At 49.5% G+C, this 25,892-nt stretch carries 25 protein-coding genes and 1 tRNA gene; 11 read left to right on the forward strand and 15 right to left on the reverse strand.

The window, feature by feature from the left end; genetic code table 11:
• Positions 1-11: 11 nt before the first annotated feature.
• The 3 genes from NBZ79_RS10180 to NBZ79_RS10190 form a co-directional block, all read right to left on the reverse strand.
• Positions 12-572 (reverse strand): cupredoxin domain-containing protein, encoded by a 561-nt coding sequence (locus NBZ79_RS10180; RefSeq protein WP_251932277.1) that lies wholly within the window; start codon positions 570-572, stop codon positions 12-14.
• A 159-nt stretch (positions 573-731) separates the two neighbouring features.
• Complete coding sequence (locus tag NBZ79_RS10185) at positions 732-1,040, reverse strand: hypothetical protein (RefSeq protein WP_251932278.1); 309 nt, start codon at positions 1,038-1,040, stop codon at positions 732-734.
• Between the two features lie 173 nt (positions 1,041-1,213).
• Positions 1,214-1,303, reverse strand: a tRNA-Ser gene (locus NBZ79_RS10190).
• Positions 1,304-1,543: 240 nt separating this feature from the next.
• On the opposite strand from NBZ79_RS10190, the gene NBZ79_RS10195 reads away from it, so the two are divergent.
• The 8 genes from NBZ79_RS10195 to NBZ79_RS10235 all read left to right on the forward strand — a co-directional run bounded on the left by NBZ79_RS10195 (position 1,544) and on the right by NBZ79_RS10235 (position 8,592).
• Positions 1,544-2,530: a lytic murein transglycosylase gene (locus tag NBZ79_RS10195; RefSeq protein ID WP_251932279.1), complete on the forward strand. Its 987-nt coding sequence runs from the start codon at positions 1,544-1,546 to the stop codon at positions 2,528-2,530.
• 78 nt (positions 2,531-2,608) lie between these two features.
• Positions 2,609-3,586 carry a septal ring lytic transglycosylase RlpA family protein gene (locus NBZ79_RS19585; protein WP_274706744.1) on the forward strand — a complete coding sequence of 326 codons (978 nt, stop codon included), beginning with the start codon at positions 2,609-2,611 and terminating at the stop codon, positions 3,584-3,586.
• A 78-nt stretch (positions 3,587-3,664) separates the two neighbouring features.
• Positions 3,665-4,816 (forward strand): D-alanyl-D-alanine carboxypeptidase family protein, encoded by a 1,152-nt coding sequence (locus NBZ79_RS10210; protein WP_251932280.1) that lies wholly within the window; start codon positions 3,665-3,667, stop codon positions 4,814-4,816.
• 15 nt (positions 4,817-4,831) lie between these two features.
• A complete protein-coding gene (gene tmk / locus NBZ79_RS10215; RefSeq protein ID WP_251932283.1) occupies positions 4,832-5,476 on the forward strand; it encodes a dTMP kinase in 645 nt (214 codons plus the stop codon).
• Entirely contained in the window at positions 5,473-6,573 is a 1,101-nt protein-coding gene (locus NBZ79_RS10220) for a DNA polymerase III subunit delta' (RefSeq protein ID WP_251932284.1), read from the forward strand. Before tmk ends, NBZ79_RS10220 begins: the two co-directional genes overlap by 4 nt.
• Before the next feature lie 13 nt (positions 6,574-6,586).
• A complete protein-coding gene (locus tag NBZ79_RS10225; protein ID WP_251932286.1) occupies positions 6,587-7,375 on the forward strand; it encodes a TatD family hydrolase in 789 nt (262 codons plus the stop codon).
• Positions 7,372-8,130, forward strand: coding sequence for an MBL fold metallo-hydrolase (locus tag NBZ79_RS10230; RefSeq protein WP_251932287.1), 759 nt, complete (start codon positions 7,372-7,374; stop codon positions 8,128-8,130). The genes NBZ79_RS10225 and NBZ79_RS10230 overlap by 4 nt, the downstream gene beginning before the upstream one ends.
• Positions 8,131-8,592, forward strand: coding sequence for a GNAT family N-acetyltransferase (locus tag NBZ79_RS10235; protein WP_251932288.1), 462 nt, complete (start codon positions 8,131-8,133; stop codon positions 8,590-8,592).
• Positions 8,593-9,122: 530 nt separating this feature from the next.
• Here the strand turns inward: NBZ79_RS10235 and NBZ79_RS10240 are convergent.
• Entirely contained in the window at positions 9,123-9,620 is a 498-nt protein-coding gene (locus tag NBZ79_RS10240) for a GNAT family N-acetyltransferase (protein WP_251932289.1), read from the reverse strand.
• Between the two features lie 103 nt (positions 9,621-9,723).
• A complete protein-coding gene (locus NBZ79_RS10245) occupies positions 9,724-10,326 on the reverse strand; it encodes a regulatory protein RecX (protein ID WP_251932290.1) in 603 nt (200 codons plus the stop codon).
• Between the two features lie 151 nt (positions 10,327-10,477).
• Between NBZ79_RS10245 and mazG the strand changes: the two genes are divergently transcribed.
• Complete coding sequence (gene mazG / locus NBZ79_RS10250) at positions 10,478-11,242, forward strand: nucleoside triphosphate pyrophosphohydrolase (protein WP_476749706.1); 765 nt, start codon at positions 10,478-10,480, stop codon at positions 11,240-11,242.
• Positions 11,243-11,251: 9 nt separating this feature from the next.
• Here the strand turns inward: mazG and hflX are convergent, their stop codons facing one another.
• The 10 genes from hflX to dusB all read right to left on the reverse strand — a co-directional run bounded on the left by hflX (position 11,252) and on the right by dusB (position 24,123).
• A complete protein-coding gene (gene hflX, locus NBZ79_RS10255) occupies positions 11,252-12,442 on the reverse strand; it encodes a GTPase HflX (protein ID WP_476749695.1) in 1,191 nt (396 codons plus the stop codon).
• Positions 12,443-12,600: 158 nt separating this feature from the next.
• Complete coding sequence (gene hfq, locus NBZ79_RS10260) at positions 12,601-12,846, reverse strand: RNA chaperone Hfq (RefSeq protein WP_251932295.1); 246 nt, start codon at positions 12,844-12,846, stop codon at positions 12,601-12,603.
• Between the two features lie 210 nt (positions 12,847-13,056).
• Positions 13,057-13,914 (reverse strand): D-amino-acid transaminase, encoded by an 858-nt coding sequence (locus NBZ79_RS10265; protein WP_251932297.1) that lies wholly within the window; start codon positions 13,912-13,914, stop codon positions 13,057-13,059.
• Between the two features lie 14 nt (positions 13,915-13,928).
• Positions 13,929-15,416 (reverse strand): TrkH family potassium uptake protein, encoded by a 1,488-nt coding sequence (locus NBZ79_RS10270; protein WP_251932298.1) that lies wholly within the window; start codon positions 15,414-15,416, stop codon positions 13,929-13,931.
• A 5-nt stretch (positions 15,417-15,421) separates the two neighbouring features.
• Positions 15,422-16,798: a Trk system potassium transporter TrkA gene (gene trkA / locus NBZ79_RS10275; protein ID WP_251932300.1), complete on the reverse strand. Its 1,377-nt coding sequence runs from the start codon at positions 16,796-16,798 to the stop codon at positions 15,422-15,424.
• Between the two features lie 49 nt (positions 16,799-16,847).
• Complete coding sequence (gene ntrX / locus NBZ79_RS10280) at positions 16,848-18,254, reverse strand: nitrogen assimilation response regulator NtrX (protein ID WP_251932301.1); 1,407 nt, start codon at positions 18,252-18,254, stop codon at positions 16,848-16,850.
• Between the two features lie 2 nt (positions 18,255-18,256).
• Positions 18,257-20,470, reverse strand: a complete 2,214-nt coding sequence (locus NBZ79_RS10285; protein ID WP_251932303.1) for a sensor histidine kinase NtrY-like — start codon at positions 20,468-20,470, stop codon at positions 18,257-18,259.
• Positions 20,471-20,570: 100 nt separating this feature from the next.
• Entirely contained in the window at positions 20,571-22,013 is a 1,443-nt protein-coding gene (ntrC, locus tag NBZ79_RS10290; protein WP_251932305.1) for a nitrogen regulation protein NR(I), read from the reverse strand.
• A gap of 3 nt (positions 22,014-22,016) precedes the next feature.
• Positions 22,017-23,135 (reverse strand): two-component system sensor histidine kinase NtrB, encoded by a 1,119-nt coding sequence (locus NBZ79_RS10295; RefSeq protein ID WP_251932306.1) that lies wholly within the window; start codon positions 23,133-23,135, stop codon positions 22,017-22,019.
• A 1-nt stretch (position 23,136) separates the two neighbouring features.
• Complete coding sequence (gene dusB / locus NBZ79_RS10300) at positions 23,137-24,123, reverse strand: tRNA dihydrouridine synthase DusB (RefSeq protein ID WP_251932308.1); 987 nt, start codon at positions 24,121-24,123, stop codon at positions 23,137-23,139.
• A gap of 58 nt (positions 24,124-24,181) precedes the next feature.
• Between dusB and NBZ79_RS10305 the strand changes: the two genes are divergently transcribed.
• Positions 24,182-25,402, forward strand: coding sequence for a bifunctional 2-C-methyl-D-erythritol 4-phosphate cytidylyltransferase/2-C-methyl-D-erythritol 2,4-cyclodiphosphate synthase (locus NBZ79_RS10305; RefSeq protein ID WP_251932315.1), 1,221 nt, complete (start codon positions 24,182-24,184; stop codon positions 25,400-25,402).
• Positions 25,399-25,887, forward strand: coding sequence for a phosphatidylglycerophosphatase A family protein (locus tag NBZ79_RS10310; RefSeq protein ID WP_251932316.1), 489 nt, complete (start codon positions 25,399-25,401; stop codon positions 25,885-25,887). Before NBZ79_RS10305 ends, NBZ79_RS10310 begins: the two co-directional genes overlap by 4 nt.
• The last annotated feature ends 5 nt before the right edge of the window (positions 25,888-25,892 follow it).

The raw sequence follows: 25,892 nt of genomic DNA on the forward strand, positions 1-25,892 counted from the left end.
GCGCAATTTTCCTATTCAATGCTGAATTCGCCCATCATGCCGGCGTCATAATGACCCGGGACATTGCAAGCAAACTCCAGTTCACCTCCGTCGGCGAACTTCCAGATGATTTCAGCGGAATCCGCCGGTGCCAGCAGTGCACTGTTCGGATCGTTATGGTCCATGGTCTTGCCATTTCCCATATCCATTTTCATCATTTCATGATTGATTTTATCGGCCTCAAGGACACCATGCTCCATCATCATCATCATTTCTTCCTGATGAGCTGCATGGGTCGCGGCGGTGCCAATATTGAACTCATGGACAAGCTCACCTGCATTGACAACCTTGAAAAGGATGGTTTCACCTTTTTTCACCGAAATCTCCTCTGGTTCGTAATAGTTGTCGAACATTTTGATTTCGATTGTACGGGTGACCTCAGAAGCCTCGCCAGGGACGCCAATGACCGCTTTATCGCCATGGTGTCCACCATGATGATTACCGGCCGCTAGAGCAATGGCAGAGCCTAATGCGAGGGTTACAGTGAGTGTCGCTCCGGCAACGCCGGATAAAAAGTTACGTCTGATTTTCATCGTTTTATTCCTAAACATATCTCCGCATACGCGCAGGCATATCCTTGCCGATATTACTGCAGAGAAAGGGTTACTTTTAAAAGTTAGAAGTCAGGCGACCGCATCCTTAATCCTGACAGGACCTGTGCAGGAGGGAGGGAACGGGGGCCTTGGAAAAAACTAAGCTTTTGGAGGTCGTTCAGGAGGGAAAAGGCTTACAGAGCCAAGTTGTTTTGACAATGTAGAAAAGGATGTTTTCGTCCCGGATTTCGCAATTGTACCGGTTTGGAATTCCGGAGATGAAATGGAGCAGGACGCAACGCCGCATTTTTCAATGTGGCCGTGACGTTTTTTATCTGCAGTGTTTGATAAATCGTCCGCAGCAGCAACCATATAGTGGGCGACACCCTCTTCGTTTGCATGATTTTCCGCCATTGGAACGACCGCAAAAATATTGAACGCAAAAATCAGAGCGATAACAACGCTCATTAATCTTCTGCGGTTATCTATTTTCGGTCGATCTATTATCAAAACAAATCCTTGCGCGACTGACGAAGATTGGTGAACGATACTAGATGTATAAATAATGCTCTGGAAAATCAAGGGCTCGCGTAAATGTTATTTCACGGATGGTTACCGGAGCTTAACTCCTGAAGCAATAATGGCGGAGGGTCGGGGATTCGAACCCCGGAAGGGCTTGCACCCTTGCTGGTTTTCAAGACCAGTGCATTCAACCGCTCTGCCAACCCTCCGCAATGTGGGAGATCCTGAAATTATGAAGATCTCATGCCACGGGATCGATAACGGATACCGAATGGTCTTGATCGTTTAAAGTTCCCCTTTGCCGGTGTCAATATAATTGATCGGCAAAACAGGATAAATATTAAACAGGCAAAAAGTCGCAGGTTAGAAAATCACCAGACATGGTCGCTTATCGTTGCGAAAGAGCCAAACCTGTGGCAAAAAGGAACGATTAGTAAAATGGAGTTCCAATGGCAAAGCAATCGACGCGTTTTATTTTTTCGTCTTTGTTATGCATTTGTTTTCTGGCTTTCGCAAAGCCGGGATTTGCGGCCAAAGAAAAATTTGATGTTTGGCTGGCCAATGTCAAAACAGAAGCCCTTGCAAAGGGCATATCCCAACCGACTATCGATGCTGCATTTGCAAATGTGAAAATCCTTGAACGGGTTGTGGCGCTAGATCGCAAACAACCCGAAACTGTTGAGACCTTTCAGCAATACATGAAAAAACGACTTCCTAAATCACTTGTTGACACAGGCAAGGCGAGACTGAACGAAAACCGGGAGGTTCTTGAGGAAGTTGGCAGAAAATATGGCGTGCAGCCGAGATTTATCGTCGCTTTATGGGGCGTGGAAACACGCTTTGGCAAGTATACTGGTGGATTTAGTGTAATCGACGCCTTGACAACGCTTGCGTATGACAACCGACGCGCAGCCTATTTCCGAAAAGAACTTTTTCTTGCCTTACAAATCTTGGAAGAAAAGCATATTGCCGCAGCTGACATGAAGGGCTCTTGGGCCGGCGCGATGGGTCAATCACAGTTTATGCCCTCCAGTTTCGTGAATTTTGCTGAAGATCATGACGAAGACGGCAGAACCGATATCTGGACGACAAAGGCGGATGTCTTTGCCTCCGCTGCCAATTACCTATCAAAATCGGGGTGGAAAGGCGACCAGACTTGGGGCAGGGAGGTCACTCTTCCCGAAGGATTTGATGTGTCGCTGGTTAGCCTGAAAGTGTCCAAACCCATGCAGGACTGGCAGGATTTGGGCGTTAGAAAAGCGTCTGGCCAGAATTTGCCGTCCCGGCAGCTTAAGGGTTCCCTGGTTCAGCCAAAAGGTGGCAATGGGCAGACATTCCTTGTTTATAACAATTACCGGACAATTCTGAAATGGAACCGGTCGACGTATTTTGCAATGTCTGTCGGACAGCTTGCCGATCTTATCGGTGACGGTTAGTATACTAAATAGGTTCATTTTAAAATGGGTGCGTACTAGATCATGTGTTTTGGTCCAAATTTGAAACTGGTGACGGCAATGGCTGCTCTTGTTGTGCTCGCCGGATGTTCGGAAGTTAATTTGCTCAGTTATGGCGCAAAAACTTTTGCAGGTGATGATGCAGCAAAACCAGCCCCTGTTGCGACAAACAATACAGGCGTTGACAGAGGAACGGCAAAGATCGGAAAACCCTATCAGATTGACGGCATCTGGTATTATCCGGCCGAAGACCTGACATATGATGAAACAGGCATTGCTTCATGGTACGGAGAGCCATTTCATGGTCGGAAAACAGCAAATGGAGCTGTCTATGACATGAACAAAATGACGGCGGCTCATAAAACATTACCTTTGCCAACAGATGTGCGGGTTACAAATCTTGAAAATGGCCGTTCAATTGTCGTCACCGTAAATGACCGCGGCCCCTTTGCCCATTCTCGCATAATTGATTTGTCTAAAAGATCTGCCGAACTTCTGGGGATCATACAGAAGGGGACAGCGAAGGTTCGGGTTCAGGTACTCGATAGTGACGGAAATACGACCGCTACAGCAAATTCACAGGTTGTTGCAAAGCCGGTCACCCCGCTAAATGAAAAGAACAATGTAACCGCTGCTCCCCGTGCAACCATCACAACAGATGCTCTGGCGCCCCCTTCGAATGTCAAGACTGCTACAGGCCCAAGCGTAGAACCTCTTCCTGCGCCGGTGGCGGAACGGCCGGTGCAAGTGGTAGCTGTTAGTACGCCTGCTACCAGCACAACAATTGTCTCTGTAGAACCCGTCAGGAATTCTGAGATTTTTATTCAGGCAGGTGCGTTTGTTGACTTTAGTAATGCCAATAAACTGAGCGCACGGCTTTCAACCATGGGCCCGTCCAAAGTCAGTCAGGTCTTGGTCAATGGTCAGGATTTTTACCGCGTCCGTGTTGGTCCTGTATATGATATCGAACAAGCAGATCAACTGCTTGCAAATCTGATAAATGCTGGTCATACAGGGGCGCGCATCATAATTGAATAACCGTTACAATCCCGGATGGGAAAAGGTTAGCTGACCCGACCTCAAATGTAGCGCTTGCAACCAACTGGAAACAAGATCATGTCACAGAGATTATCGATAATACGCCGGAATATTGTAGTATGGGCTGTTTGTCTTGGCTTCACTGCCGGGACTGCTCAGGCCCTTGACACACCAGCCCGGGAAGCGTTCGTATTCGATATGAATACCGGAACCGTGTTAATGGAAAAGAACGCCGACGAACTGATGCCGCCGGCATCCATGAGCAAGCTGATGACCGTGACAATGGTCTTGGAGCGTCTCAAAGAAGGGTCACTCAAAATGGAGGATACCCTTCCGGTCAGCGAAGCTGCCTGGAAAAAAGGCGGCTCGAAAATGTTTGTGCGGGTTGATACTCGGGTAAAAATATCGGACCTTTTGCGCGGTGTCATCATCCAATCAGGAAATGATGCCTGTATTGTGATCGCTGAAGGATTGGCCGGATCTGAAGAAGCCTTTGGCGATGCAATGACAGCCCGGGCACGCGAACTGGGTATGGAAAAAAGCGTTTTCAAGAATGCAACCGGATGGCCACATCCTGAGCATCGCATGACGGCCCGCGAATTGGGAATATTAGCGAAATATATTATTGAAAACTTTCCGGAGTATTACGGGATATTCAGTGAAATTGATTTTACATTTAGTGACATCAAACAAGGAAATCGAAATCCGCTTCTGTATAAAAGTACAGGGGCTGACGGACTTAAAACAGGCCATACAGAAGAATCTGGATATGGTCTTGTCGGATCTGCAAAACGCGATGATCGCCGCCTAATTGTTGTTCTTAACGGCTTAACCAGTGCAAAGGAACGAAGCCGGGAGGGCGAGCGCCTGCTGGAATGGGGTTTCCGGGAATTTGGCAATTATAGCCTTTTTAAGCCCGGTGATATTGTCGACAATGCGCGCGTCTGGCTCGGTGAAACAGATACAGTCCCTTTGACTGTTGAAGAGGGCGTGACCATCACTCTTTCCCGTCAGGAAAGAAAGTCTATGGTGGTGAAAGTTGCTTATAACGAACCTATACCCGCACCGATCTTAAAAGGCACACCGGTTGCCCAACTTCTTATCGAAATTCCTGATAAAGAAGTAATTACTGTACCGTTGATTGCAACGGAAAATATTGCCCGGCCTGGTGTCGTCCGGCGGCTAACATCTGCCGTGGAGTACCTTATTTTTGGGCCTTCAGCGCAATAAGGTGAATTTATCAATATGCAGGATGGTGAGCAGTTTCCAGGCAGATTTATAACTCTTGAAGGTGGCGATGGCAGTGGGAAATCCACGCAAGCTCGTCTGCTGAGTGATTTTCTTAAAACTAAATCGATTGATGTTTTGTTGACAAGAGAACCTGGCGGCGCCCCAGGGGCTGACGAAATTCGCGAACTTATCCTAACCGGTGAGCCAGATCGCTGGGACGCCGTAGGGGAAACATTGCTATTCTATGCATCAAGAAGAAATCATTTGCGCCTGACTGTCTGGCCGGCGCTTGAGAAGGGTCAATGGGTAATTTCCGATCGCTTTGCAGACTCGACAATGGCGTATCAAGGCTATGGTAACCAATTGGGTGAAGATGTTGTAAGCAAAGTACATGATTTTGCTGTTGGTAATTTCAAACCAGACTTAACTTTTGTCTTTGATATGCCAGCGGAAGAGGGGCTTCGCAGGACCGATGATCGACTTCACGATGAGGATCGCTTTGAAAAAATGGATATTGCATTTCATGAACGACTGAGAGATGGTTTTCTTGACATTGCGCAGAAAAACCCTGATCGGTGCGTAGTAATTGATGCGACAAAATCGATTGACGCGGTGCAGTCAGAGCTGCGGCGGATAACTCTTGAAAGGCTATTGGCGTGACGGAAATTCCGGCCTCGGATGTGCTGGATAATTACCCACACCCCCAAAATTCAACAGAGCTTGTCGGGCACGTTCAAGCGGAAAAGAATTTTGTGGAGAATTTCACCAGCGGCCGATTTCACCATGCATGGCTCGTCACCGGAGCGAAGGGGGTAGGGAAAGCAACATTCGCTTATCGGGCAGCAAAATTCCTCTTAAGCTCAGCGTCATCAGGTGGTTTGTTTGGACCTCCTGAAACGTTGGAAAGCGATCCTGCAGACCCAGCCATTTCACTGATCAAGTCGGGAGCCCATCCGAATCTTGCGATCCTCAAACGACAATATGACGCAAAGGGCAAAAAACTATTCAGCGTTATCCGTGTCGATGATGTTCGGTCGCTCACCAATTTCTTTAGAATGACGGCAGCTGAAGGAAGCTGGCGGGTAGTCATTATTGATACAATTGACGACATGAACAATAATGCGGCCAACGCCATATTGAAGATACTTGAAGAACCGCCCGAAAAAACAGTTTTTCTGCTGCTTTCACACACGCCAGCGGACCTTTTGCCGACTATTCGGTCTCGCTGTCGGTTACTTCCGCTAAAGCCACTTAAAACAGAAGATCTCCGCCAGGTACTTACGCCTTACATGATGGAATTGGACAGCGCGCAAGCAGCAATGCTTGTTTCGCTTGCAGAAGGCAGCCCCGGCAAAGCAATGCAATTATTGGAAACTGGAGGCCTCGATATCTTCGCCGGTTTTCTACAGATTTTTCGTAACTACCCGCGACTTGACGCTGAAAAGCTACATGGGCTAGCGGATATTTCTGCGCGTAAAGATGGCGAAAATGTATACAGAACAATCTGTGACCTGTATCCATGGTGGATATCTCGGCTTGTTCGTGCCGCCAGTAACGATTTCAATATGAACGATTTGTCAGCAGAGGAAACGGATATCATGCGGAAAATGATATCCGGCAATTCACTGGTACATTGGGTCGACTTGTGGGAGAAAGGAAATCGCCTTATGGCAAAAGCCGATTCCATTAACCTTGACCGAAAACAAGTTGTTCTCAATCTGTTTTTAAATGTAGAACGCATGTTGCCGAAAAAATAAAACAGGATTAGGTATGCTCGTCGACAGCCATTGTCACTTAAATTTTGAACAGCTATCAAGCCAGCTTGACAACGTGGTCGCCAGGGCAGGGGATGCCGGTGTCGGGCATATGCTGACAATCGGCACCAAGTTACGTGAATTTGATCACGTTCTTGGTATAGCAGAGGCATATGATAACATTCACTGCTCGGTCGGTGTCCATCCGCATGAGGCTGAAACCGAAGGTGACGAAGTCACGACGGAAAAACTAATTCAATTATCCCAAAATCAGAATGTAGTTGCCATTGGTGAAACGGGCCTGGATTACTTTTACGAACATGCGCCAAGGGAGCTGCAAAAGAAGTCCTTCAGAATTCATATCGATGCAGCTCGCGAAACCGGACTTCCCCTGATTGTTCATACTCGGAACGCCGATAACGATACAATTGACATTTTGCGTGAAGAATATGAAAAAGGGCCTTTTACCGGCGTTATTCATTGCTTTAGTTCTGGCTGGGAAGTTGCTGAAAAATCAATGGAAATTGGTTTTTATGTTTCGATTTCAGGGATTGTGACATTTAAGACGGCAACAGAATTACAAGATCATGTTCGCAAGCTTCCACTGGAAAAACTTCTTGTTGAAACCGATGCGCCATATTTAGCGCCCGTTCCAAAGCGCGGGAAATCCAACGAACCATCCTTTGTTGCGCATACAGCTGCAAAAGTCGCCGTATTAAAAGAAATAACCTTTGAGGAATTGTCTTCGGTAACAACAGATAACTTCTTCAAATTGTTCAATAAAATAGAACGGACAGCTAAATGAAAGTTACGATTCTGGGATGTGGGACATCTGGCGGTGTTCCGCGAATTGGTAATGAATGGGGGGCATGCGATCCGAACGAGCCGCGGAACCGTCGGCGACGTTGCTCCATATTGGTCGAAGAAAAGGATACGCGTGTTCTCATCGATACGTCACCGGATATACGGCAACAGTTGCTGGATGCAGAGGTTGATGATCTAGATGCTGTTGTTTGGACCCATGAACATGCAGATCAATGCCATGGAATTGACGAGCTTCGGGTGCTCGCAATCCATAATCGGCGACGCGTAGATGTCTGGAGTGATCACAAAACACTTTCTATTTTGAAAAAACGTTTTGATTACTGTTTTGAGCAGCTTAACGGAAATTCTTATCCTGCCATATTAACAGACCATCTTATTGATGGCCCGTTTAATATCGGTAATATTGATTTTATTCCGTTCGATCAGGATCACGGTTCAATCACCAGTTTGGGATTCAGAATGGGAAAAATTGGATATTCCAATGATCTGGTAAATCTCGATGATAATGGCTTCGATATTTTGAGCGGTATTGATACCTGGATCGTCGATGCAATGCGCTACAAGCCGCATCCAACTCATGTTAATCTGGAAACGGCCCTTGAATGGATTGACCGGTTAAAACCTCGACGGGCAATTCTGACGAATATGCATGTTGACCTGGATTACCAAACTCTTATCAATGACTTACCTGATGGCGTTGAACCTGCCTATGACGGGATGGAAATCGAGGTTTAGATGTCAGATACGCTCCAATTTAGAATTGCGCAGGAGAGGGATCTTTATGACATTTTAAGGCTCATTGCCCAGGATCAACTGGGATCCAAACGCGAAACGCTCTCAAATCCACCCTCAAAAGCATATATTGATGCTTTCAAGGACATGCAGTCACAAAAAGACAATAATTTTATCATCGCCCTGCAAGGCGATAGAATTGTCGGATGCTACCAATTTACGCTCATTTACGGCATTTCGCGCGGTGGCGCACCACGTGCGCAAATCGAAAGTGTTCGAGTAGATCAGTCACTACGGGGTTCCGGTATAGGCCGTAAGATGATGCTGGATGCAATCGACCGAGCCAAAAAATCAAACTGTCAACTGGTGCAGCTGACAACGGATAAGACCCGGGATGACGCTCATCGGTTTTACGACAATCTTGATTTCACAGCCAGCCACATCGGCTACAAGATGAAGATATGAAAATTTGCGACATTGGTTATGACGCGGTCCATATCATTGTTTTACGTGGCGATCAGGCACCAAAGTACACTGATCTCATGCTGAGCTCGCTGAAAATCGGGTTTTAGATTTCTCATTAGGATCCAGTCGCTTGAATTTAAGTGACTGGAAATTTCGCTGACAATATGTCCAACGATACCAAATCCGCTGCTCAAATGAATTGGGGAGAGCACTTATCAAGCGGCAACAATGAATGGCTTCAATTGCCCCGATAGATATTTCATACTCTACATGGAGTTTAAAGGCCCAACAGGGAAGTTTCTAACCATGTTATATCATCAAGCGATCGGGAAATGCTTATAGGGGCCATCGAAAAGCCCATAAAACGACATATCGTTATTTTCCATAATATATATTATGCGTAAAATATCATCGACTGATAAACTCATTTATGACGTGCGATACTTGTTAGCTTGTGCCCTTTCGGGCTTTTAAAATGTCATTCGACTATGGAATAATTTTATAATCATCTCTTAAAATTAAAGCGCCAGTTAGCCCTGCTCGAATGCGGAATGATATTTGACCGCTCCCTTCGGTGCTGGCGTTATGAAAACAAGTCGCTGAAAATATTCTGCGGGAGCATCTGTATATTTTAGCTCCGGATCACATTCAAAGCCAAAGCGACTATAGTAATTTGGATCCCCCAACAAAACACAGCCTTTTGCTCCCAAATCTTTCAATTTTTGTAACCCCTCGCGTATCAGCGCTGATCCTATGCCCTGCTTTTGACGATCCGGCCATACTGATACCGGGCCTAGCCCATACCAACCATCTTCCAAATTATTTATGGTGACTGGTGAAAAGGCTATATGGCCGACTATATTATCACCGTCTACACCTACCAGCGAAATAGTTAAGGCGTCATGATAGCGCAAAGCATCAACAATTGCGGCCTCGGTTTGGTTACTAAATGGCATGTCTTTAAAGGCGGCATTCGTAAGTTGCCGGATGGTCTCGATATCTTCTTTTCGTTCGGTGCGAAGCTCCATCTTTTTGCCCCTGATATTAACAGGCCCTTTAATGCGGCCTGTTATTTTTAATCCTTTCACAAGTTACTGTCTAACGGTGACCCGTCGCATTTCATCCTGTCCCTTACCCCTCACCTAACCCCGGAATCCCGAAAATCAGGTCTTCGATACCTTCAACGGTATCCATCGCTAAAATACGATTTGCAATCCGGTAGGAAAAGCCATTCCGCGCCAGGGATCCCATTTCCTTTTCCCATCTTGCCTTCCGAGTTTCCTCGGGTTTGTACGGGCCAAATTTTCGTTTCCGTACATAGAGTGCTGCGGCAGCCATGTCTATTTTCTCTTGGTCCTCTCCCAATCCGGAAAGGGCAGATTCCTGAATATCCTCTGAAAGTTCAAGCTCCATCAGCTTACGGCGAATTTGGTTCAAGGATTTTCCCTGTTTCGCCATCAGTCGCGCTTTGCTGGCAGCGTATTCACTGTCATTCATAAAGCCGGACGCCACTAATTTGGAGATTTCAGTATCTATGGTCGCGCGAAGCTCGGCCTCATCCAGCTCAAACAAAGCCAGTGCAGGCTCAGCTTTTTTATACAGATGGGTGCGCATTTTATGGGTCGTTGTTGCGAACCGATCCAGATATCTCAAGGCTTGTTCTCGTATCCATCTTGGCGTCGGCTCCTTTGGCTTTCGCTTTTTTCTGATCTGTTGTTGCTCGCTGTCTTCCATGGGATCACTTTGTTTTTAAACCATTCCCAATGTTACGACTGGCATATGGCAAAAGAAATACATTAAACTACAATTCGTAAATTTTGCCCATGAGGTCCCTGCCTTGGAAAATCTTGATACAAGTTCGCCGATCAACCGTCTCCTCGATATCATGTCCCGGCTTCGTAATCCGCAAGGCGGTTGCCCGTGGGATCTGGAGCAGGATTTTTCAACCATTGCCCCCCATACCATCGAAGAAGCCTATGAAGTCGCAGATGCAATTTCAGAAGGTGATATGGACGATCTGAAAGACGAGCTTGGTGACTTAATGTTTCAGGTGGTCTTTTATGCGCAAATGGCCAAGGAACAAGGAGATTTCGATTTTAACGGGGTTATTGACGCAATTTCCGACAAAATGATCCGCCGGCACCCGCATGTGTTCGGAACAACGGATATCGGCTCCGCGGAAGCGCAAACCCTGGCCTGGGAGGAAACCAAAGCGCAGGAACGTGCGTTAAAAGCAAAAAAACGCGCCAAGCCGCCTTCTGCACTGGATGGCGTTGCAAACGGCCTTCCTGCCCTTACACGCGCTGTTAAGCTTCAAAAACGGGCGGCTCGAGTTGGCTTTGACTGGCCGGACATAAATCCGGTTTTCGATAAAATCGACGAAGAAATGGCGGAATTGAAAGATGAAATCAACAAAGGCGGGTCAAAACAAAGAATTGCGGAAGAATATGGAGATTTATTGTTTGTTCTTGCTAACTTAGGCCGTCATCTTGATCTGGAACCTGAAACAATATTGCGACAAGCAAATCAAAAATTTACAGGCCGGTTTCAGGCGGTCGAATCCCTCCTGGCCGACAGGGGGAAAGAACCATCTGACAGCACGCTGGAAGAAATGGATGATCTTTGGAACAGAGTGAAAAATGCCAAATAAAACAACTGGTTAAACCGTTATATTTATCATTTTTTCAAGTCTCCCAACATTCTCAGAAGAAAGTTTCACGTCAATATGCACTATTTCCTCCCGGTCCTCGCGGTCCAATACCGTCCCGTTCCGGTAAATCCAGGACAATGTCGCGCCATCTGAAGCTGGTAAATCGAGAGACAATACCTTCTGACGTGCCGTCAATTTGGTTTCGATTATAGACAGAAGGGATTCCGTCCCCTCACCTGTCACCGCCGAAATTGCCGCCAGACTGCCGTCACGCCCGACACCGTTGAGGGTTATCTCGGTATTTTCCGGTTCCAGCAGGTCAATCTTGTTAAGCACTTCCAGATAACCATGCTCATCATCTATATCAACACCAAGGCGCTTCAGCACATCGAAGACGTCTTTCTTCTGTGCTTCTGTATCTTCATGGGTGATATCTCGAACATGGACAATCAAATCTGCTTCAAGCACCTCTTCCAAGGTTGCCCGGAATGCAGCGACCAGTTCCGTCGGCAGATCTGAAATAAACCCAACCGTATCAGAAAGAATAACGGTTTGTCCGCCGGGCAGGTCAATTTTACGCATTGTCGGGTCAAGCGTTGCAAAGAGAAGATCTTCAGCAAACACTTTTGATGCCGTCAACCGATTGAATAAGGTTGATTTACCGGCATTCGTATAACCGACAAGGGCAACAATCGGATAGGGGATTTTTTTGCGCTTTGCACGATGGAGTTCACGAGTTCTTACCACCGATTCAAGCTGGCGTTTAATTTTGACGATCCGGTCATCAATAAGCCGTCGGTCAATTTCAAGTTGGGATTCACCCGGTCCGCCAATAAAGCTTAAAGACCCTCTCTGTCGCTCCAAATGGGTCCAGGACCGGACAAGACGGGTTCGCTGATAACTGAGATGGGCCAGTTCAACTTGCAGTGTTCCCTCTTTGGTTTGTGCCCGTTCACCGAATATTTCAAGAATCAAACCGGTTCGATCGACGATCTTCACTTGCCATCGCCGTTCCAGATTGCGCTGCTGGACCGGGGTTACGGCGCCATCAATTATGACAACATCAATATGAAGGTTTTTTATAAAGTGGCCGAGTTCATCAATTTTTCCCTCCCCAAACAACGTCCCCGGTTTGGGTTTATTGAGGGGAACAACTTCAGAATGAACGACGTCCAAGGAAATAGCAGCCGTCAAAGACACAGCCTCTGACAGGCATCCTTCCGGATTGCGAAGCTTACCTTTTTCGTTTCTCTTTACGAAAGGATGGAGGACTAATGCTGATTCTCCAGAGCGTAAGCCGTCACGCTCTGCATTGGGATCAATTTCTGCTATAATAAATATCCAATAAAATTAGAAATTTATACCTCGCCTGCTGCCGGGTCAAACAGCTTGATTGGGCCTGAAGGCATTACGGTGGAAATAGCATGTTTATAGACCAGCTGTTCGTGGTCATCACGACGCAACAATACGCTGAAATTATCAAACCAGCTAATCACGCCTTGAAGTTTCACACCATTAACTAGAAATACAGTCACAGGGACTTTGTCTTTCCGTACTTTGTTCAGGAATACATCCTGCACGTTCTGTGATTTTTCTGCGGCCATTTGGTTCAATCATCCTTCAGTCATCGAGTTATCTTGCTAACTTTTTAGTCCGCGTGGTTTATACAAAACCAAAATCTAATGCAATAGGCAAAAAAGTTTCCCTGACATAAGGATTTATTGAACTAAACACAAGCATAATAACGAAAAAATGGCCAGAAATATAGCTTTTGGCAAAAAAACAACAAAATGTTGTGAAATCATGCCTAAACTCTAGGAAGCATCTTCCATAAAATCACGATAAATCTGTCGTAAAGTCACAGAAATACTACCCGGATTACCATTTCCAATTACATGTTCATCGACCTTAACCACCGGTAAAACATAGGATGTGCTGCTGGTCAGGAAAACTTCACGGGCGTTATGAAGCTCCTCGACCGTGAAACTTCGCAATTCGAACTCCACTCCCTTCTTCTCGAGTTCCCGAAGTAAGGAAGCGCGCGTGATTCCCGCCAGAATTTCATTACTGGTCGGCCGGGTAATAACTTTTCCATCTTGATTGACAATCCAAGCGTTGGTTGAACTGCCTTCAGTTACCATGCCGTTCTTATCGACCTGAAAGGCCTCATAGGCGTTCTTGTCCTTTGCGGCTTGTTTTGCCAAAACATTGGGAAGCAGGGATACCGATTTAATATCGCAACGATCCCAGCGAATATCCGGAACAGTGACGACATTCACCCCCGCTTGTGCTGTCCTCTCCGATTTATCCATGGAAAGCCGTTTGGCTGTCATGACCAACGCAGGTGTCGTATTTTTTGGAAAAGGATGATCCCGCGGCGCAACACCTCGGGTGATTTGTAAATAGATAATGCCATTTACTACACCGTTCCGGCGAACGACCTCGCGCATAATCATTTTGAGCGGTCCGGCTTTCATGGGCGCATCAATCTGAAGTTCGCCCAGACTCCGCCATAACCTTTCCATATGACCTTCTTCGTCAATCATTTTACCGTTTACGATTGTTACGACCTCATAGACACCGTCCGCGAACTGATATCCCCGGTCTTCAATATGGATACTTGCATGGCGGTGAGGCAGATACTGACCATTTACATAAGCAATTCGAGACATTTGGTTTCCTGTTTTTAGCGTCGCCATAAAGCCGGATTAAAAAGCGAAAGTACGGCAAAAAATTCAAGCCGTCCGACCAACATGGTTATACACAATATCCATTTGGAAGCATTTGGTAACTGATTATAACTAATAAAATTTTCTGTACCAATTTGTACATCTGTAATCAAGGGCTGAGCTGCCGAACCTGCATTTGCGAGATTGGTGACGGCCAAGGACAGCGATGATTGAAAATCGAGCCCGTTGAACGCCAATAGTAAAGTTACCAGCACCAAGGCAAAGCAATAGATAACGAAAAATGTCCAGGCCGACATGATTTGCTCGCGGGAGAGCCGCCGTCCCCCGTAAAGCAAGGAAAAAACGCCGCTGGGGAAGCTGAGTCGCTTAATCTCCGCCCCTGAAAGCTTAAACAAAACGAACACCCGCATCAGCTTGATGCCGCCAGCCGTCGATCCGGTTGACCCGCCAATGGTGATTAAAAACAAAATCAGAAAAAGTGCCCCGATTGGCCAGTAATATTGCCCGGTGCTGGACACCAGGGGCAAATTATATCCCGTTGTGGTAATAGCTGAAACTGAATTGAAAATAGCGTATCGGATGGTATCAAATACTCCCATGTCCGTTTCAGCCATCATCAACCAGAACACGGCAAAACTCCCCAATGCAATGGCCAGGAAAAGATACCGATATTCAGGATCCTTGAAATAGGCCTTTCTATCGCCGTTGAAGAAGGACCAGTGGAGTGAGAAATTGAGGGCGCCGATCACCATGAAAACCATCAGGACGATTTCGATGGACCGGCTGCTGAATATCTCACCGGTATCGTCTGACGTCGTAAATCCGCCTGTAGAAATTGTGCTGAAAGCATAGCAAATTGCATCGAAAGCCGGCATCCCTACCGCCCAAAGTGCAACAATGCAAACGGCCGTCAGAAGGGCATAAATCTTCAATATGGACAGAACTGCGAACCTGATCCGCCGCGACAATCGGCGACGCGTACTTTTCGCGATCGCCCGTGTGAGCGGGTTATTTCCAGGAATATTGAAGGCCGACGCAAGGAGCGAGACAAACACGATTAAAGTAAATCCACCAACCCATTGGATGAGGCTACGCCATAGCAATACACTGGGTGCCTGCTCATCCAGGTTTTCGATAATCGACGCGCCATTGGTTGTAAATCCGGATAAAGCTTCAAAATAAGCATTGGTTGCAGACGGGATGGCGTCACTCAGGTAAAGCGGTAATGCCGCAAATAACGGCACAATTACCCATATCAACGTCGCCGAAAGAAAGGTTTCTCGCCGACCAAGACTGGCGGTTTCCGTTCGCGTAGCAAACACCAACCCTCCGCCCAGAAAAACCGTGATGATTGCAGACATGAAAAAACTTGTCGCCACAAAAATCTGCGACACCAGCAACGCAAACAGAAGTGGCAGCACCATTAATCCCGACAGGAAAACCAGTGACCAACCCAGGATCATGAAGGCGGGAGCGAGCAGCATAAGGCTTAGAAAAACTCCAAACTGACAGTAAACATTTCTTCGACTTTACGTACAGCATTGCGTAATCCCAACATAACCACCCGGTCATTGGTTTTAATGATCGTATCTCCTCTTGGAATTTCGACTTTGTCGCCTCGAATGATCGCACCAACAATTGTCCCTGCCGGGAGATTTATCTCTCTCAATGGCTTGCCGACAAGCTGTGAGGTCTCGAGGGCCTCGCCCTCGACAACTTCTGCCGCCCCATCCCGAAACGAATGCAGTCCCCGAATACGGCCACGACGAATATGCTGGAGAATTTCAGATACCGTGGTGGCACGGGGGTCGACGACAACATCTATCCCCAGCGTTGTCACAAGGTTACCGAAAACCGGGTTATTGATCAGCGTAATGGCTGTTTCACATCCCTGCCCCTTTGCCAGCAAAGATGACAGGATGTTGACCTCGTCATCATTTGTCAGGGCAACAATTGTTTCTGCTCGGGCAACATTGGCCTCTTGCAGCAAATCCGGATCAAGCGCATCACCATGCAGCACAACCGTATTCTCCAGATGCTCCAGAATATCCTCGGCACGCTTTCGATTATGCTCAATAATCTTCAACGAAACATTCCGCATGTTCTTTTCTATGAACTGAGCCAAATGAAGGCCAATATTCCCGCCGCCGACAACGACGATACTTCTGGCTTCCTGCTCCTCATGTCCAAATAGGGGCATTGCGCGGGAGACATGTTTGCTATCTGCCGCAAAATAAACTTCATCCCCGGGGTACATCTGGTCAACGCTTGAGGGAACAATCATGTTGCCTTCACGGTAAATTGCGACAACGACGACATTCAAATCCGGGAATAATTCAGTCAATTGCCGCAAGGGTGTATTGACGATTGGGCATCGTTCATCCAGACGGACCCCAATTACCTGAACCCGGCCTTCGGCGAATGAAACAGTATCGATGGCCCCGGGCACTTTCAGGCGCCGTTCAATCGCTTGCGCAACCTCGATTTCCGGAGATGTGATTACGTCAATGGGGAGGTTGTCTCTGCTGAACAGGTGAGACCAGATAGGCTCCAGATATTGTTGGGAGCGAATACGGGCGACTTTTTTCGGGATATCAAACAGCGAATGGGCGATCTGACAGGCCACCATATTGACCTCATCACTATACGTGACCGCAATCAGCATATCCGCATCACGGGCGCCGGCCCGCTCAAGGACATTTGGATGGGAGGCATGCCCTACCATGGCCCGAACATCAAGCTCGTCACCGATTTTACGGACCAGTTCCGCCGACTGATCCACCAACGTGACATCATTTCTTTCCCGGGCGAGCTGACGCGCAATATTCGATCCAACCTGCCCTGCACCACAAACAATTACCTTCATTGCGGTAAATACTCCCCATAAGTCATCGTCGCTACCCTACATGCAGGCCTTACTCCGCAAATTTCTTTCGCTCGCCATTGCTCACACCAAGCGATTTCAATTTACGATGTAAAGCGGATCTCTCCATACCAACAAAAGCGGCGGTACGCGAAATATTTCCACCGAACCGGTTTATTTGCGCTTCCAGATATTCCTTCTCGAAACGCTCCCTGGCTTCCCGTAAAGGTAACGCCATAATTTCCGTATTATCATTTTGTCCTACCATGACGGATTGTGCGGACCCGGCATCTGCAGGAACCATCTCCACGGTTATCGGCGCCGATTTATCTCCTGTCGCCAGGATCATAATCTGTTCGATGACATTTTTGAGTTGCCGTACATTGCCGGGCCAGGAGGACGCCTGCAAGGTCGCCACGGCATCTTCGCCTATTTTTCTGATGGGAAGGCCAGAGCTGGAGGCGAAGCGTTCGATAAAAAACCGCGCCAACGGCCCGATATCCTCGGGCCTTTCCTTCAAGGGTGGCACCGAAATGGGGACAACACCCAGGCGGTGATACAGGTCTTCGCGCAGCTTTCCTTTTTGCATGGCATCCTGCAAATCCTGGCTGGACGAAGAGATAACCCGTACATCCACCTTGATTTTCTCGCTCCCGCCGACACGCTGAAAGGACTGATCGACGAGAACACGCAGGATCTTGCCCTGTGTTTCCATGGGCATATCAGCGATTTCATCGAGAAACAATGTCCCGCCATGGGCTTTTTCAAGCAAGCCGCGCCGTCCCCCTTTTGTTGAACTCATGCGGCCTTCCTCAACCCCGAACAATTGAATTTCAATCCGTTCCGGCGCCATGGTGGCCGCATTGAGGACCACGAAAGGTCCGTTGCTTCTTGTTGATTGTTCGTGAATAAGGCGGGCGACGACTTCCTTGCCCGACCCGGACGGGCCGGCAATCAGGACCCGGCTTCCCGTTGGTGCCACTTTTTCGATGGTTTGCTGCAGCTGTACCATCACATTGGAGCGGCAGACCAAATCGGTCAGGACTTCACCGGCTTTGTGTTTTAGCTCCTTGACTTGCCGACGCAATCGCACGGCCTCCAGTGATCTTTCGACAAGCTGGATAAGACGCTCGGCTTTGAACGGTTTCTCGATAAAATCATAGGCCCCGAGCTTTATGGTCTGCACCGCTGTCTCGATATTTCCATGGCCGGAGATCATGAGGATCGGTAAATTCGGGTGATCTTTCACCAATTGCTGCAAAATCTCGATACCATCCAGCTTGCTGCCCCGCAGCCAGATATCCAGAATAACTAGATTGGGCCTGCGATGAGAAACTTCGGCGAAGCATTCATCACTATTTCCTGCCGTCCTGGCTTCATATCCTTCATCATCAAGGATTCCGGCAATGAGTTCCCGGATATCGGATTCGTCGTCGATTATTAAAATGTCCGCAGACATAATCAGTCATTCCCTGTTCTTAATCTTATTTCATTGGTAGGAAAGGCGGCTTGGACTTGCGCGCCCTTCCCGTTCGGTGCATCCATCATGGTGAGCGTGCCCCCATGTTCTTCGATAATTTTGGTAACGATCGCCAGGCCCAGCCCGGTTCCCTTGTCACGGTGCGTAACATAAGGCTCGGTCAAGCGACTGCGGTCTTTTTCCGGCAGGCCGCGTCCATTATCCGTAACCTGAAGGACGAAATTGTCGTTTTTCCGAAAAATTTCGACCGTGATCGAGCCTCTTTCAAGATTGTCTGCCGGACCGTCCCGACCGGCAATGGCATCGGCGCTATTTTGCAGCAGGTTTGTAATAACCCGGTTAATTTGCGATGCATCACAGTCATAGGTCATGGGTATGGAAACGTCATTGAAAACATAGTCGATTTCAGGATGGGCAACTTTTTGTAAAAAGACGGCTTGCCCGGCAAGCTCGACCAGATTTTCCGGGCTGAATTTTGGGGTCGGCATTCGGGCGAAGGACGAAAACTCATCCACCATCTGACCGATATCGCCAACTTGCCGGATAATCGTATCGGTACATTGATTAAAAACATCAATATCATCGACGATCTGCTTGCCATATTTACGTTTAATTCGTTCGGCAGAGAGTTGAATGGGCGTAAGCGGGTTCTTGATTTCATGGGCAATGCGGCGGGCAATATCTCCCCAGGCGGCCATTCGCTGGGCGGAGACCAGATCGGTGATCTCATCCAGCGTGACGACAAATCCCTGCAGTCCACTGCCGGAAATCTCGGCGGCCACACGAACGAGCAAATGCCGGTGAATGCCCCCCGTCTGCAATTGCACCTGACTTTCCGCAACACGGTAGGGCCGGTCCCTGATCTCATCCAGTAGAAAGCCCATTTGCGGTACCACATCGGCGAAAGGCTGACCAATGAGCTCCTGGGATTTGAGGCCGAGAAGTTCCGTTGCGGTTCGGTTCGGTAAATTGATCAACCCGTTTTTATCGACACCGATCACTCCTGCTGAAACACCGGAGAGCACAGCCTCCATAAACCGGCGCCTTTCATCCAGTTTGTCGTTGGTCTCTTCAAGCTCTTTGCGCTGGGTCAGCAGCTGCCCGGTCATCCGGTTAAAGGCCCGTGACAAAGTCGCCATTTCATCATAGGCCCGATGTTCATCCACCTTGGTCATCAAGTCACCCGCCCGAACCCGTTCCGCCGCTTTAACCAGATCCTCGATCGGACCCACCAGGCGGGAGGCGATCACCAGGCCGAACCACACTGCCGCCAGGACCACCATCAGCGAAATAATAAAGAAAACCGCTGCGAACTGAATTTGAATACCAAAGCCTTCATCTTTCAGTTCCCGGTACTCGGCGGCGGCGGCCCGGGTGCGTTCCAGATGTCCCAGAACCCGGGGCTCAATAAAACGGCTTACATACAAATACCCGTCCAGCAAGCGATCCAACCGGATCAAAGCCCGCACCTGGTCATCATTCCCGGTGGTCGTGATAACCACATCCTGTTCGCGCGCGTCATTAAAGGTCGCGGGAGAAATTTCATCAAATTCCAGGGCAAAGCTCAATTCAGACTGGGCAATGACAGTTTGCGCACCGTCAATAACCACAGCCTCGCTTAGATTGCGGGCAATTACCTGATCGCTCAAATAGGCGCCGAAACGGGCTCTGTTTTCCAAAATCTGAGGCGGCGCCCGGTTAATCTGTGCGGCCATGGCAAACACATCGGAGCGGATATTCTGAATATGTTCCTTAATATAGGCATCGGCAACCACGAGCGATTCCGAAACCGCCGTATTCACCGGGTCCGAGAAATGTTTCTGAAAATAGATGTTAAAGAACAAGGCGGAAAACAGCGCCACCATCAGCGCCGGCGCCACCGCGATCAGAGAAAAAAGCCGAACAATCCGGCGATGCATCTGGCTGCCCGATCCGCCTACCTGCCCTTTACGCCACATGCGGATCAACCGGTGACAGATCACAACAGCCAGCAAGACGACAAATACAATATCGGCAATCAGCAAAAGACGCGTGTAAACCGGGTTTTCGATGGTCAGGGACTGGTAAGTGGCTATGCCACTGGCAATGGCCAGCATGGCCACGAAGAAGGACGTCTTCGGGCCAAGACCTATCTTGCTCGCCCATCGCAGCAACGGAAACCCGGATTTCATTTTAACCTGTTGTGTTTGTGTCACGCTACTGTTCCAAGGACAAGACGTCAGAAGGGCTGAAAATAGCTCTTTCTTCGAGAAATAAGGTCAGGTTATCAATATACCACATTGTGGTATTTAAGCATCACTTAAGGCCGCGCACAACTTGAATATCCAGCTCACGTATCTTTTTCCGCAGGGTGTTTCGGTTGACCCCCAACAAATCTGCAGCTTTTATCTGATTTCCATTGGTTGCCTCCAATGAAAGACTGATCAGGGGACGTTCAATTTCGCGCAAAATACGGTCATATAATCCCGTCGGCGGTAGATTCCCTGAATGAGCAGCAAAATATTTCGACAAATGTCGTTCCACCGCCGTTCCAAGATTTTCATCCTCAATATTCACATCGCCAGCACCATTGGCAACTTGCGGGGCAAGTTCCTGATCAATAATGGAGGTGTCGATCACATCATCCGAATAGAGCGCGGCAAGCCGCCGGACCAAATTCTCCAGCTCCCGGACATTTCCAGGCCATTTATGCTTCTTGAGCCTATCCAGGGCCTCACTTCCGATACTCTTGACCGGCAAGCCCTCTTCCTGCGTTTGAGTCAGGAAATGCCGCGCAAGGTCAGGAATATCCTCGGCCCGTTCGCGCAACGGCGGCAACCGCAAGGGAACCACATTGAGACGATAATATAAATCCTCCCGAAACAGGCCTTGCCGGACGAATTGCCGCAAATCGCGATTTGTCGCCGCCACAATACGCACATCCGTCTTGATGGCGGTACGGCCGCCAACCGTCGTATATTCACCCTGCTGCAATACCCGAAGAAGCCTTGTCTGGGCTTCAACCGGCATATCGCCGATTTCATCCAGGAATAAAGTCCCGCCCTGTGCTTGCTCAAACCGCCCGATCGCCCGCGTATCGGCGCCGGTAAAGGCCCCTTTTTCATGACCAAACAGCTCGGATTCAATCAGTTCCTTGGGGATTGCCGCCATATTAATCGGCACAAAGGGACCGTTTTTCCGTTTGCCATATTCATGCAGGGCCCGCGCGACAAGCTCTTTCCCCGTCCCGCTTTCCCCGGAAATCAGCACGGTGAGATCTGTTCCCATCAAGCGCGCCAACACGCGGTAAATCTCCTGCATGGCCGGAGACCGGCCGATCAGGGGAATTTTCGTGTCATCCTCGTCATCCTGTCCGCCGCGACGGTAGGACTTTTTAGGCTTGGATAAAGCCCGCTCAACAACCTGCAAAAGTTCTTTCAGGTCAAAGGGTTTCGGCAAATAGTCATAGGCGCCCCGTTCCGTCGCCTTGATGGCGGTCAGCAGGGTATTTTGCGCACTCATGACAATCACCGGCACATCGGGTCTGATTTTCTTGATCCGCGGTAGCAGATCAAGGCCGTTTTCGTCTGGCATCACCACATCTGTCAAAATGATATCGCCGGCCCCTTCAAGCACCCAGTTATACAGGGTTGCCGCATTCCCGGTGGAGCGAACCACATAATTTGCCCGGGAAAGTGCCTGATCCAGAACGGTGCGAATACTCTGGTCATCATCAGCGACGAGAATTGTGCCTGCCATGGGTTACGTTTCCATTCTGGTGAAATTGTAAATCGGGAGCCGGATGAGGAAATGCCCCCCGGTTTGACGGTTGTCATATTCGATGATCCCGCCGTGATCACCGACGATCTTGGCCACAAGTGCCAGTCCGAGACCGCTGCCCCCGGTTTTGGTGGTAACGAAGGGATCAAAAATATGCGGGACGATTTCTTCAGATATCCCGGATCCGTTATCGAGAATGCCAACCTCCAGCGGCAGTTGAACCTTGTCCTTGCTGCCGGGAACCGCCAGCCGGATGCCATGCCGGTATGCCGTGGTCAGGGTAATTTCCCCCCCATCATCGGGCACGGCTTCGGCGGCATTCTTGACCAGATTGAGCAATACCTGAACCAGCTGGTCGCGGTTGCCGTAAACGAAAGGCAAGGACGGGTCGTAATTTTCGCGAAAGAGGATTTTTTTGCCAAACCCGGCGGCGGATACCATGCGGACATGCTCCAGAACCTCGTGAATATTCACGGCATCACGGGCAATGGGCCGGTCATCTGAGAAAGCCTCCATCCGGTCGACAAGAGCGCAGATCCGGTCCGTTTCATCACATATGAGCTGGGTTAGCGCCCGGTCCCCGTCCGAGACATTCATTTCCAGAAGCTGCGCAGATCCGCGAATTCCCGAGAGCGGGTTTTTCACTTCATGGGCCAGCATGGTGGCCATGGCCGTTACGGAACGGGCGGCGCCGCGATGGGTGAGCTGCCGGTCCATTTTATGGGCAATGGTCCGCTCCTCAATCTGGACAACCACACTGGACGTGTCATATAGCGACGATACCTGTAGATTGACATTTTTAATGCCGGTTTTCGGGGTTCCAAGATCCACACTATATTCTGAAACACAATCACGGGTTTGCCGAACCTGCTCGACCAGTCCAAATAATGGACTCCCAAAGGGAACAAGCTCCGTCAGGTTGGTCCGCTTCAAGATGGAAAGTGAGGATCCAAAGAACGCCTCACCGGCGGGGTTTGCCAGACTGATGCAGTCCTTCTCGTCAATGACGACAATGGGATCGGGAATGGCATTGAGGACGGAGCTGGCCATCATCTCCGGTCCGCCCTTGGATTCCTGGTTTTTTTCCGCTGATCTATCCATCCTAGGCACTTTCCCGCAACGAAAACTCATCATAAAAGGCGATAATCTCTTGTTCGACCGCGCGCCAGTCGGTCATCCGGATTACCTTGCTGCGGAAGACACTGCCACCGGGCAATCTTTCCGAATACCAGCTTAAATGCTTGCGGGCGACACGGGTTCCCACCTCCTCGCCATATAATTCGATCAAGGCCCGGTAATGTTCAAGAACGACAGCCTTTTGAACAGCATAATCAGGATCGGGAAGTTTCTCACCATTTGCCAGATAGGCGGCAACCTGTGAGACAAACCAGGGCCTACCGTAACTGCCGCGCCCGATCATCACGCCGTCCGCGCCCGACTGGGCAAGGGCTTCCTTGGCATTTTCAACGCTCAGGATATCCCCATTGGCAAAAACCGGCAGGGAAACCGCTTGCTTGACTTTGCGAATAAATCGCCAGTCTGCTTCCCCTTTAAAGAACTGGCACCGCGTCCGGCCGTGGACGGTCAACATCTTGATCCCGACATCTTCCGCTATTTTCGCCAGCAACGGCGCGTTGCGGCTGTCGTCATCCCAGCCCGTCCGCATTTTCAAGGTTACCGGAATGCTGACCGCTTCAACGGTTGCCTTCAAGATCTCGGCTGCCTGATCCAGGTCGCGCATCAGCGAGGAACCGGCCATGCCGGAGGTTACTTTTTTGACCGGGCAGCCCATATTAATATCAATGATCTGGGCACCAAGATCCTCGTTCAGTTTGGCCGCCTCCGCCATGATGGCCGGATCGCAGCCTGCCAGTTGCACGGCCAGGGGGCCATCGTCTTTTTCGGTTTTTACCAGGCGCAGGGAACGGCGGGTTTCGGCGACCATTGCCTTGCTCGCCACCATCTCGGAAAACACCAGGCCGGCACCAAACCGCGAGACAATACGGCGAAACGGCAAATCGGTTATTCCGGCCATGGGGGCCAGGAAAACCGGTGTGTCAATTGTGATGGATCCAAGCTGAATGATCATTTTTTATGCAATTATTTTTTTGACTAATATTTAGGCAACATATCCGGTCGTCTGCCAAATGGCAATACATTCATTGCATTTCATCAAATTCATTGAACGGATCGCCCTGGCGACCTATTGTCAGCCCATGACAACCATCGCCCTTATTGTTGCCGCCGGCCGCGGCCATCGCACCGGACGGGATTTGCCCAAGCAATATATTGATATTGCGGGGAAAACTGTACTGGCGCGGACCGTCGATACCTTCTTAAACCATAGTGGAATTGATAAGGTCTGTGTGGTTATTCATGCCGATGATGCGGCGCTTTACGCGGCTGCCCTTGCGGATCGCGATGTCCTGCCCTGGGTTACGGGCGGAGAAAGCCGGCAGGCCTCCGTCAAAAACGGGTTGGAAGCACTGACAGCCTTGCAGCCAAGCCGGGTCCTTATTCATGATGCTGCGCGCCCCTTTGTTAGTAAGTACTTAATAGATCGATGCATTCTGGCACTTGAAGCCTGTGATGCCGTGCTTCCCGCCGTGCCGCTTACCGACAGTCTTAAATTCGTGGCGGAGGATCGGGTGACCGGGGCCCTGGATCGGGATAAAATTATGGCTGCGCAGACCCCGCAATCCTTCAGGTTCGATCCCATTCTGGCCGCCCACCGGGCGTTTTCGAAGATGGCTGTCACCGATGATGTTGGACTGGCGGAACTGGCGGATATTCCCGTTCAAACCGTCGCGGGGGAGCCGGGGAATTTTAAGATCACCACAGCCGATGACGTGGCCAGGGCCGAGAAAATGATAACAGAGCAGCTTACCGATACGCGCACGGGACAAGGGTTTGACGTGCATGCCTTTGTCGCCGGTCGGGACTTATGGCTTGGCGGCGTGAAAATCCCCCATGATCGGGGATTAAAAGGCCATTCCGATGCGGATGTCGCCTTGCATGCGGTCACCGACGCCTTGCTCGGTGCCATCGCTGCAGGGGATATCGGTGTGCATTTCCCGCCTTCCGACGATCGCTGGCGCAATGTGCAATCCCATGTGTTTCTGTCCCATGCCGGCGATCTGATCGCGGCGAAAGGCGGGCGCATCAGCCATATTGACCTGACCATTATCTGCGAGGAGCCGAAGATAAACCCCTATCGTGCGGCCATGAGTGCCCGCATTTCTGAAATCCTCGGAATCGTTGAAGATCGGGTCAGTGTTAAAGGGACAACGACGGAAAAGCTCGGATTTACCGGGCGCCGTGAAGGCATCGCCGCGCAGGCCATTGCCACCGTCAGGTTACCCGAATGAACCTGTCCCCCCTCACCCGCTGGCATCCCGCCGTGATCTGGTCGACCTGGTTCTGGTCGGGGTTATCGCCCAAGGCGCCCGGCACCATGGGTTCCCTCGCCGCGCTGCCGGTGGGCTATGTGATTTTCCTGTATTTCGGACCGGTCAGTCTTGCCGCCGCGACCCTTCTGGTTTTTTTCAGCGGCTGGTGGAGCTGTCATATTTATGTGCGTGAAACCGGCAAAAGCGACCCCGGCGAAGTGGTCATCGATGAGGTGGCGGGATTATGGATTGCTCTTTTGGTGACCGGTGGGGATTTAATTCTGTGTTTGGCGGCTTTTTTGTTTTTCCGGCTGTTTGATATCTGGAAACCCTGGCCCATCCGCTGGCTGGATCAGCATGTCAAAGGCGCGTTTGGCGTCATGATCGACGATATCCTGGCCGGCATCTTCGCCGCCGCCGCCGTCCTGCTGCTGGCCCAGCTGGCCTTCTTCCAAATTGATTAATAGGG

Source organism: Sneathiella marina (genome assembly GCF_023746535.1).
GTDB classification, from domain to species: domain Bacteria; phylum Pseudomonadota; class Alphaproteobacteria; order Sneathiellales; family Sneathiellaceae; genus Sneathiella; species Sneathiella marina.

Coding starts and splice junctions, on each gene's coding strand:
- NBZ79_RS10180 (WP_251932277.1), bottom strand. CDS start 572: ATGAAAATCAGACGTAACTTTTTATCCGGCGTTGCCGGAGCGACACTC.
- NBZ79_RS10185 (WP_251932278.1), bottom strand. CDS start 1,040: ATGAGCGTTGTTATCGCTCTGATTTTTGCGTTCAATATTTTTGCGGTC.
- NBZ79_RS10195 (WP_251932279.1), top strand. CDS start 1,544: ATGGCAAAGCAATCGACGCGTTTTATTTTTTCGTCTTTGTTATGCATT.
- NBZ79_RS19585 (WP_274706744.1), top strand. CDS start 2,609: ATGGCTGCTCTTGTTGTGCTCGCCGGATGTTCGGAAGTTAATTTGCTC.
- NBZ79_RS10210 (WP_251932280.1), top strand. CDS start 3,665: ATGTCACAGAGATTATCGATAATACGCCGGAATATTGTAGTATGGGCT.
- tmk (WP_251932283.1), top strand. CDS start 4,832: ATGCAGGATGGTGAGCAGTTTCCAGGCAGATTTATAACTCTTGAAGGT.
- NBZ79_RS10225 (WP_251932286.1), top strand. CDS start 6,587: ATGCTCGTCGACAGCCATTGTCACTTAAATTTTGAACAGCTATCAAGC.
- NBZ79_RS10230 (WP_251932287.1), top strand. CDS start 7,372: ATGAAAGTTACGATTCTGGGATGTGGGACATCTGGCGGTGTTCCGCGA.
- NBZ79_RS10235 (WP_251932288.1), top strand. CDS start 8,131: ATGTCAGATACGCTCCAATTTAGAATTGCGCAGGAGAGGGATCTTTAT.
- NBZ79_RS10240 (WP_251932289.1), bottom strand. CDS start 9,620: ATGGAGCTTCGCACCGAACGAAAAGAAGATATCGAGACCATCCGGCAA.
- NBZ79_RS10245 (WP_251932290.1), bottom strand. CDS start 10,326: ATGGAAGACAGCGAGCAACAACAGATCAGAAAAAAGCGAAAGCCAAAG.
- mazG (WP_476749706.1), top strand. CDS start 10,478: ATGTCCCGGCTTCGTAATCCGCAAGGCGGTTGCCCGTGGGATCTGGAG.
- hfq (WP_251932295.1), bottom strand. CDS start 12,846: ATGGCCGCAGAAAAATCACAGAACGTGCAGGATGTATTCCTGAACAAA.
- NBZ79_RS10265 (WP_251932297.1), bottom strand. CDS start 13,914: ATGTCTCGAATTGCTTATGTAAATGGTCAGTATCTGCCTCACCGCCAT.
- NBZ79_RS10270 (WP_251932298.1), bottom strand. CDS start 15,416: ATGCTGCTCGCTCCCGCCTTCATGATCCTGGGTTGGTCACTGGTTTTC.
- trkA (WP_251932300.1), bottom strand. CDS start 16,798: ATGAAGGTAATTGTTTGTGGTGCAGGGCAGGTTGGATCGAATATTGCG.
- ntrX (WP_251932301.1), bottom strand. CDS start 18,254: ATGTCTGCGGACATTTTAATAATCGACGACGAATCCGATATCCGGGAA.
- ntrC (WP_251932305.1), bottom strand. CDS start 22,013: ATGGCAGGCACAATTCTCGTCGCTGATGATGACCAGAGTATTCGCACC.
- NBZ79_RS10295 (WP_251932306.1), bottom strand. CDS start 23,135: ATGGATAGATCAGCGGAAAAAAACCAGGAATCCAAGGGCGGACCGGAG.
- dusB (WP_251932308.1), bottom strand. CDS start 24,123: ATGATCATTCAGCTTGGATCCATCACAATTGACACACCGGTTTTCCTG.
- NBZ79_RS10305 (WP_251932315.1), top strand. CDS start 24,182: ATGGCAATACATTCATTGCATTTCATCAAATTCATTGAACGGATCGCC.
- NBZ79_RS10310 (WP_251932316.1), top strand. CDS start 25,399: ATGAACCTGTCCCCCCTCACCCGCTGGCATCCCGCCGTGATCTGGTCG.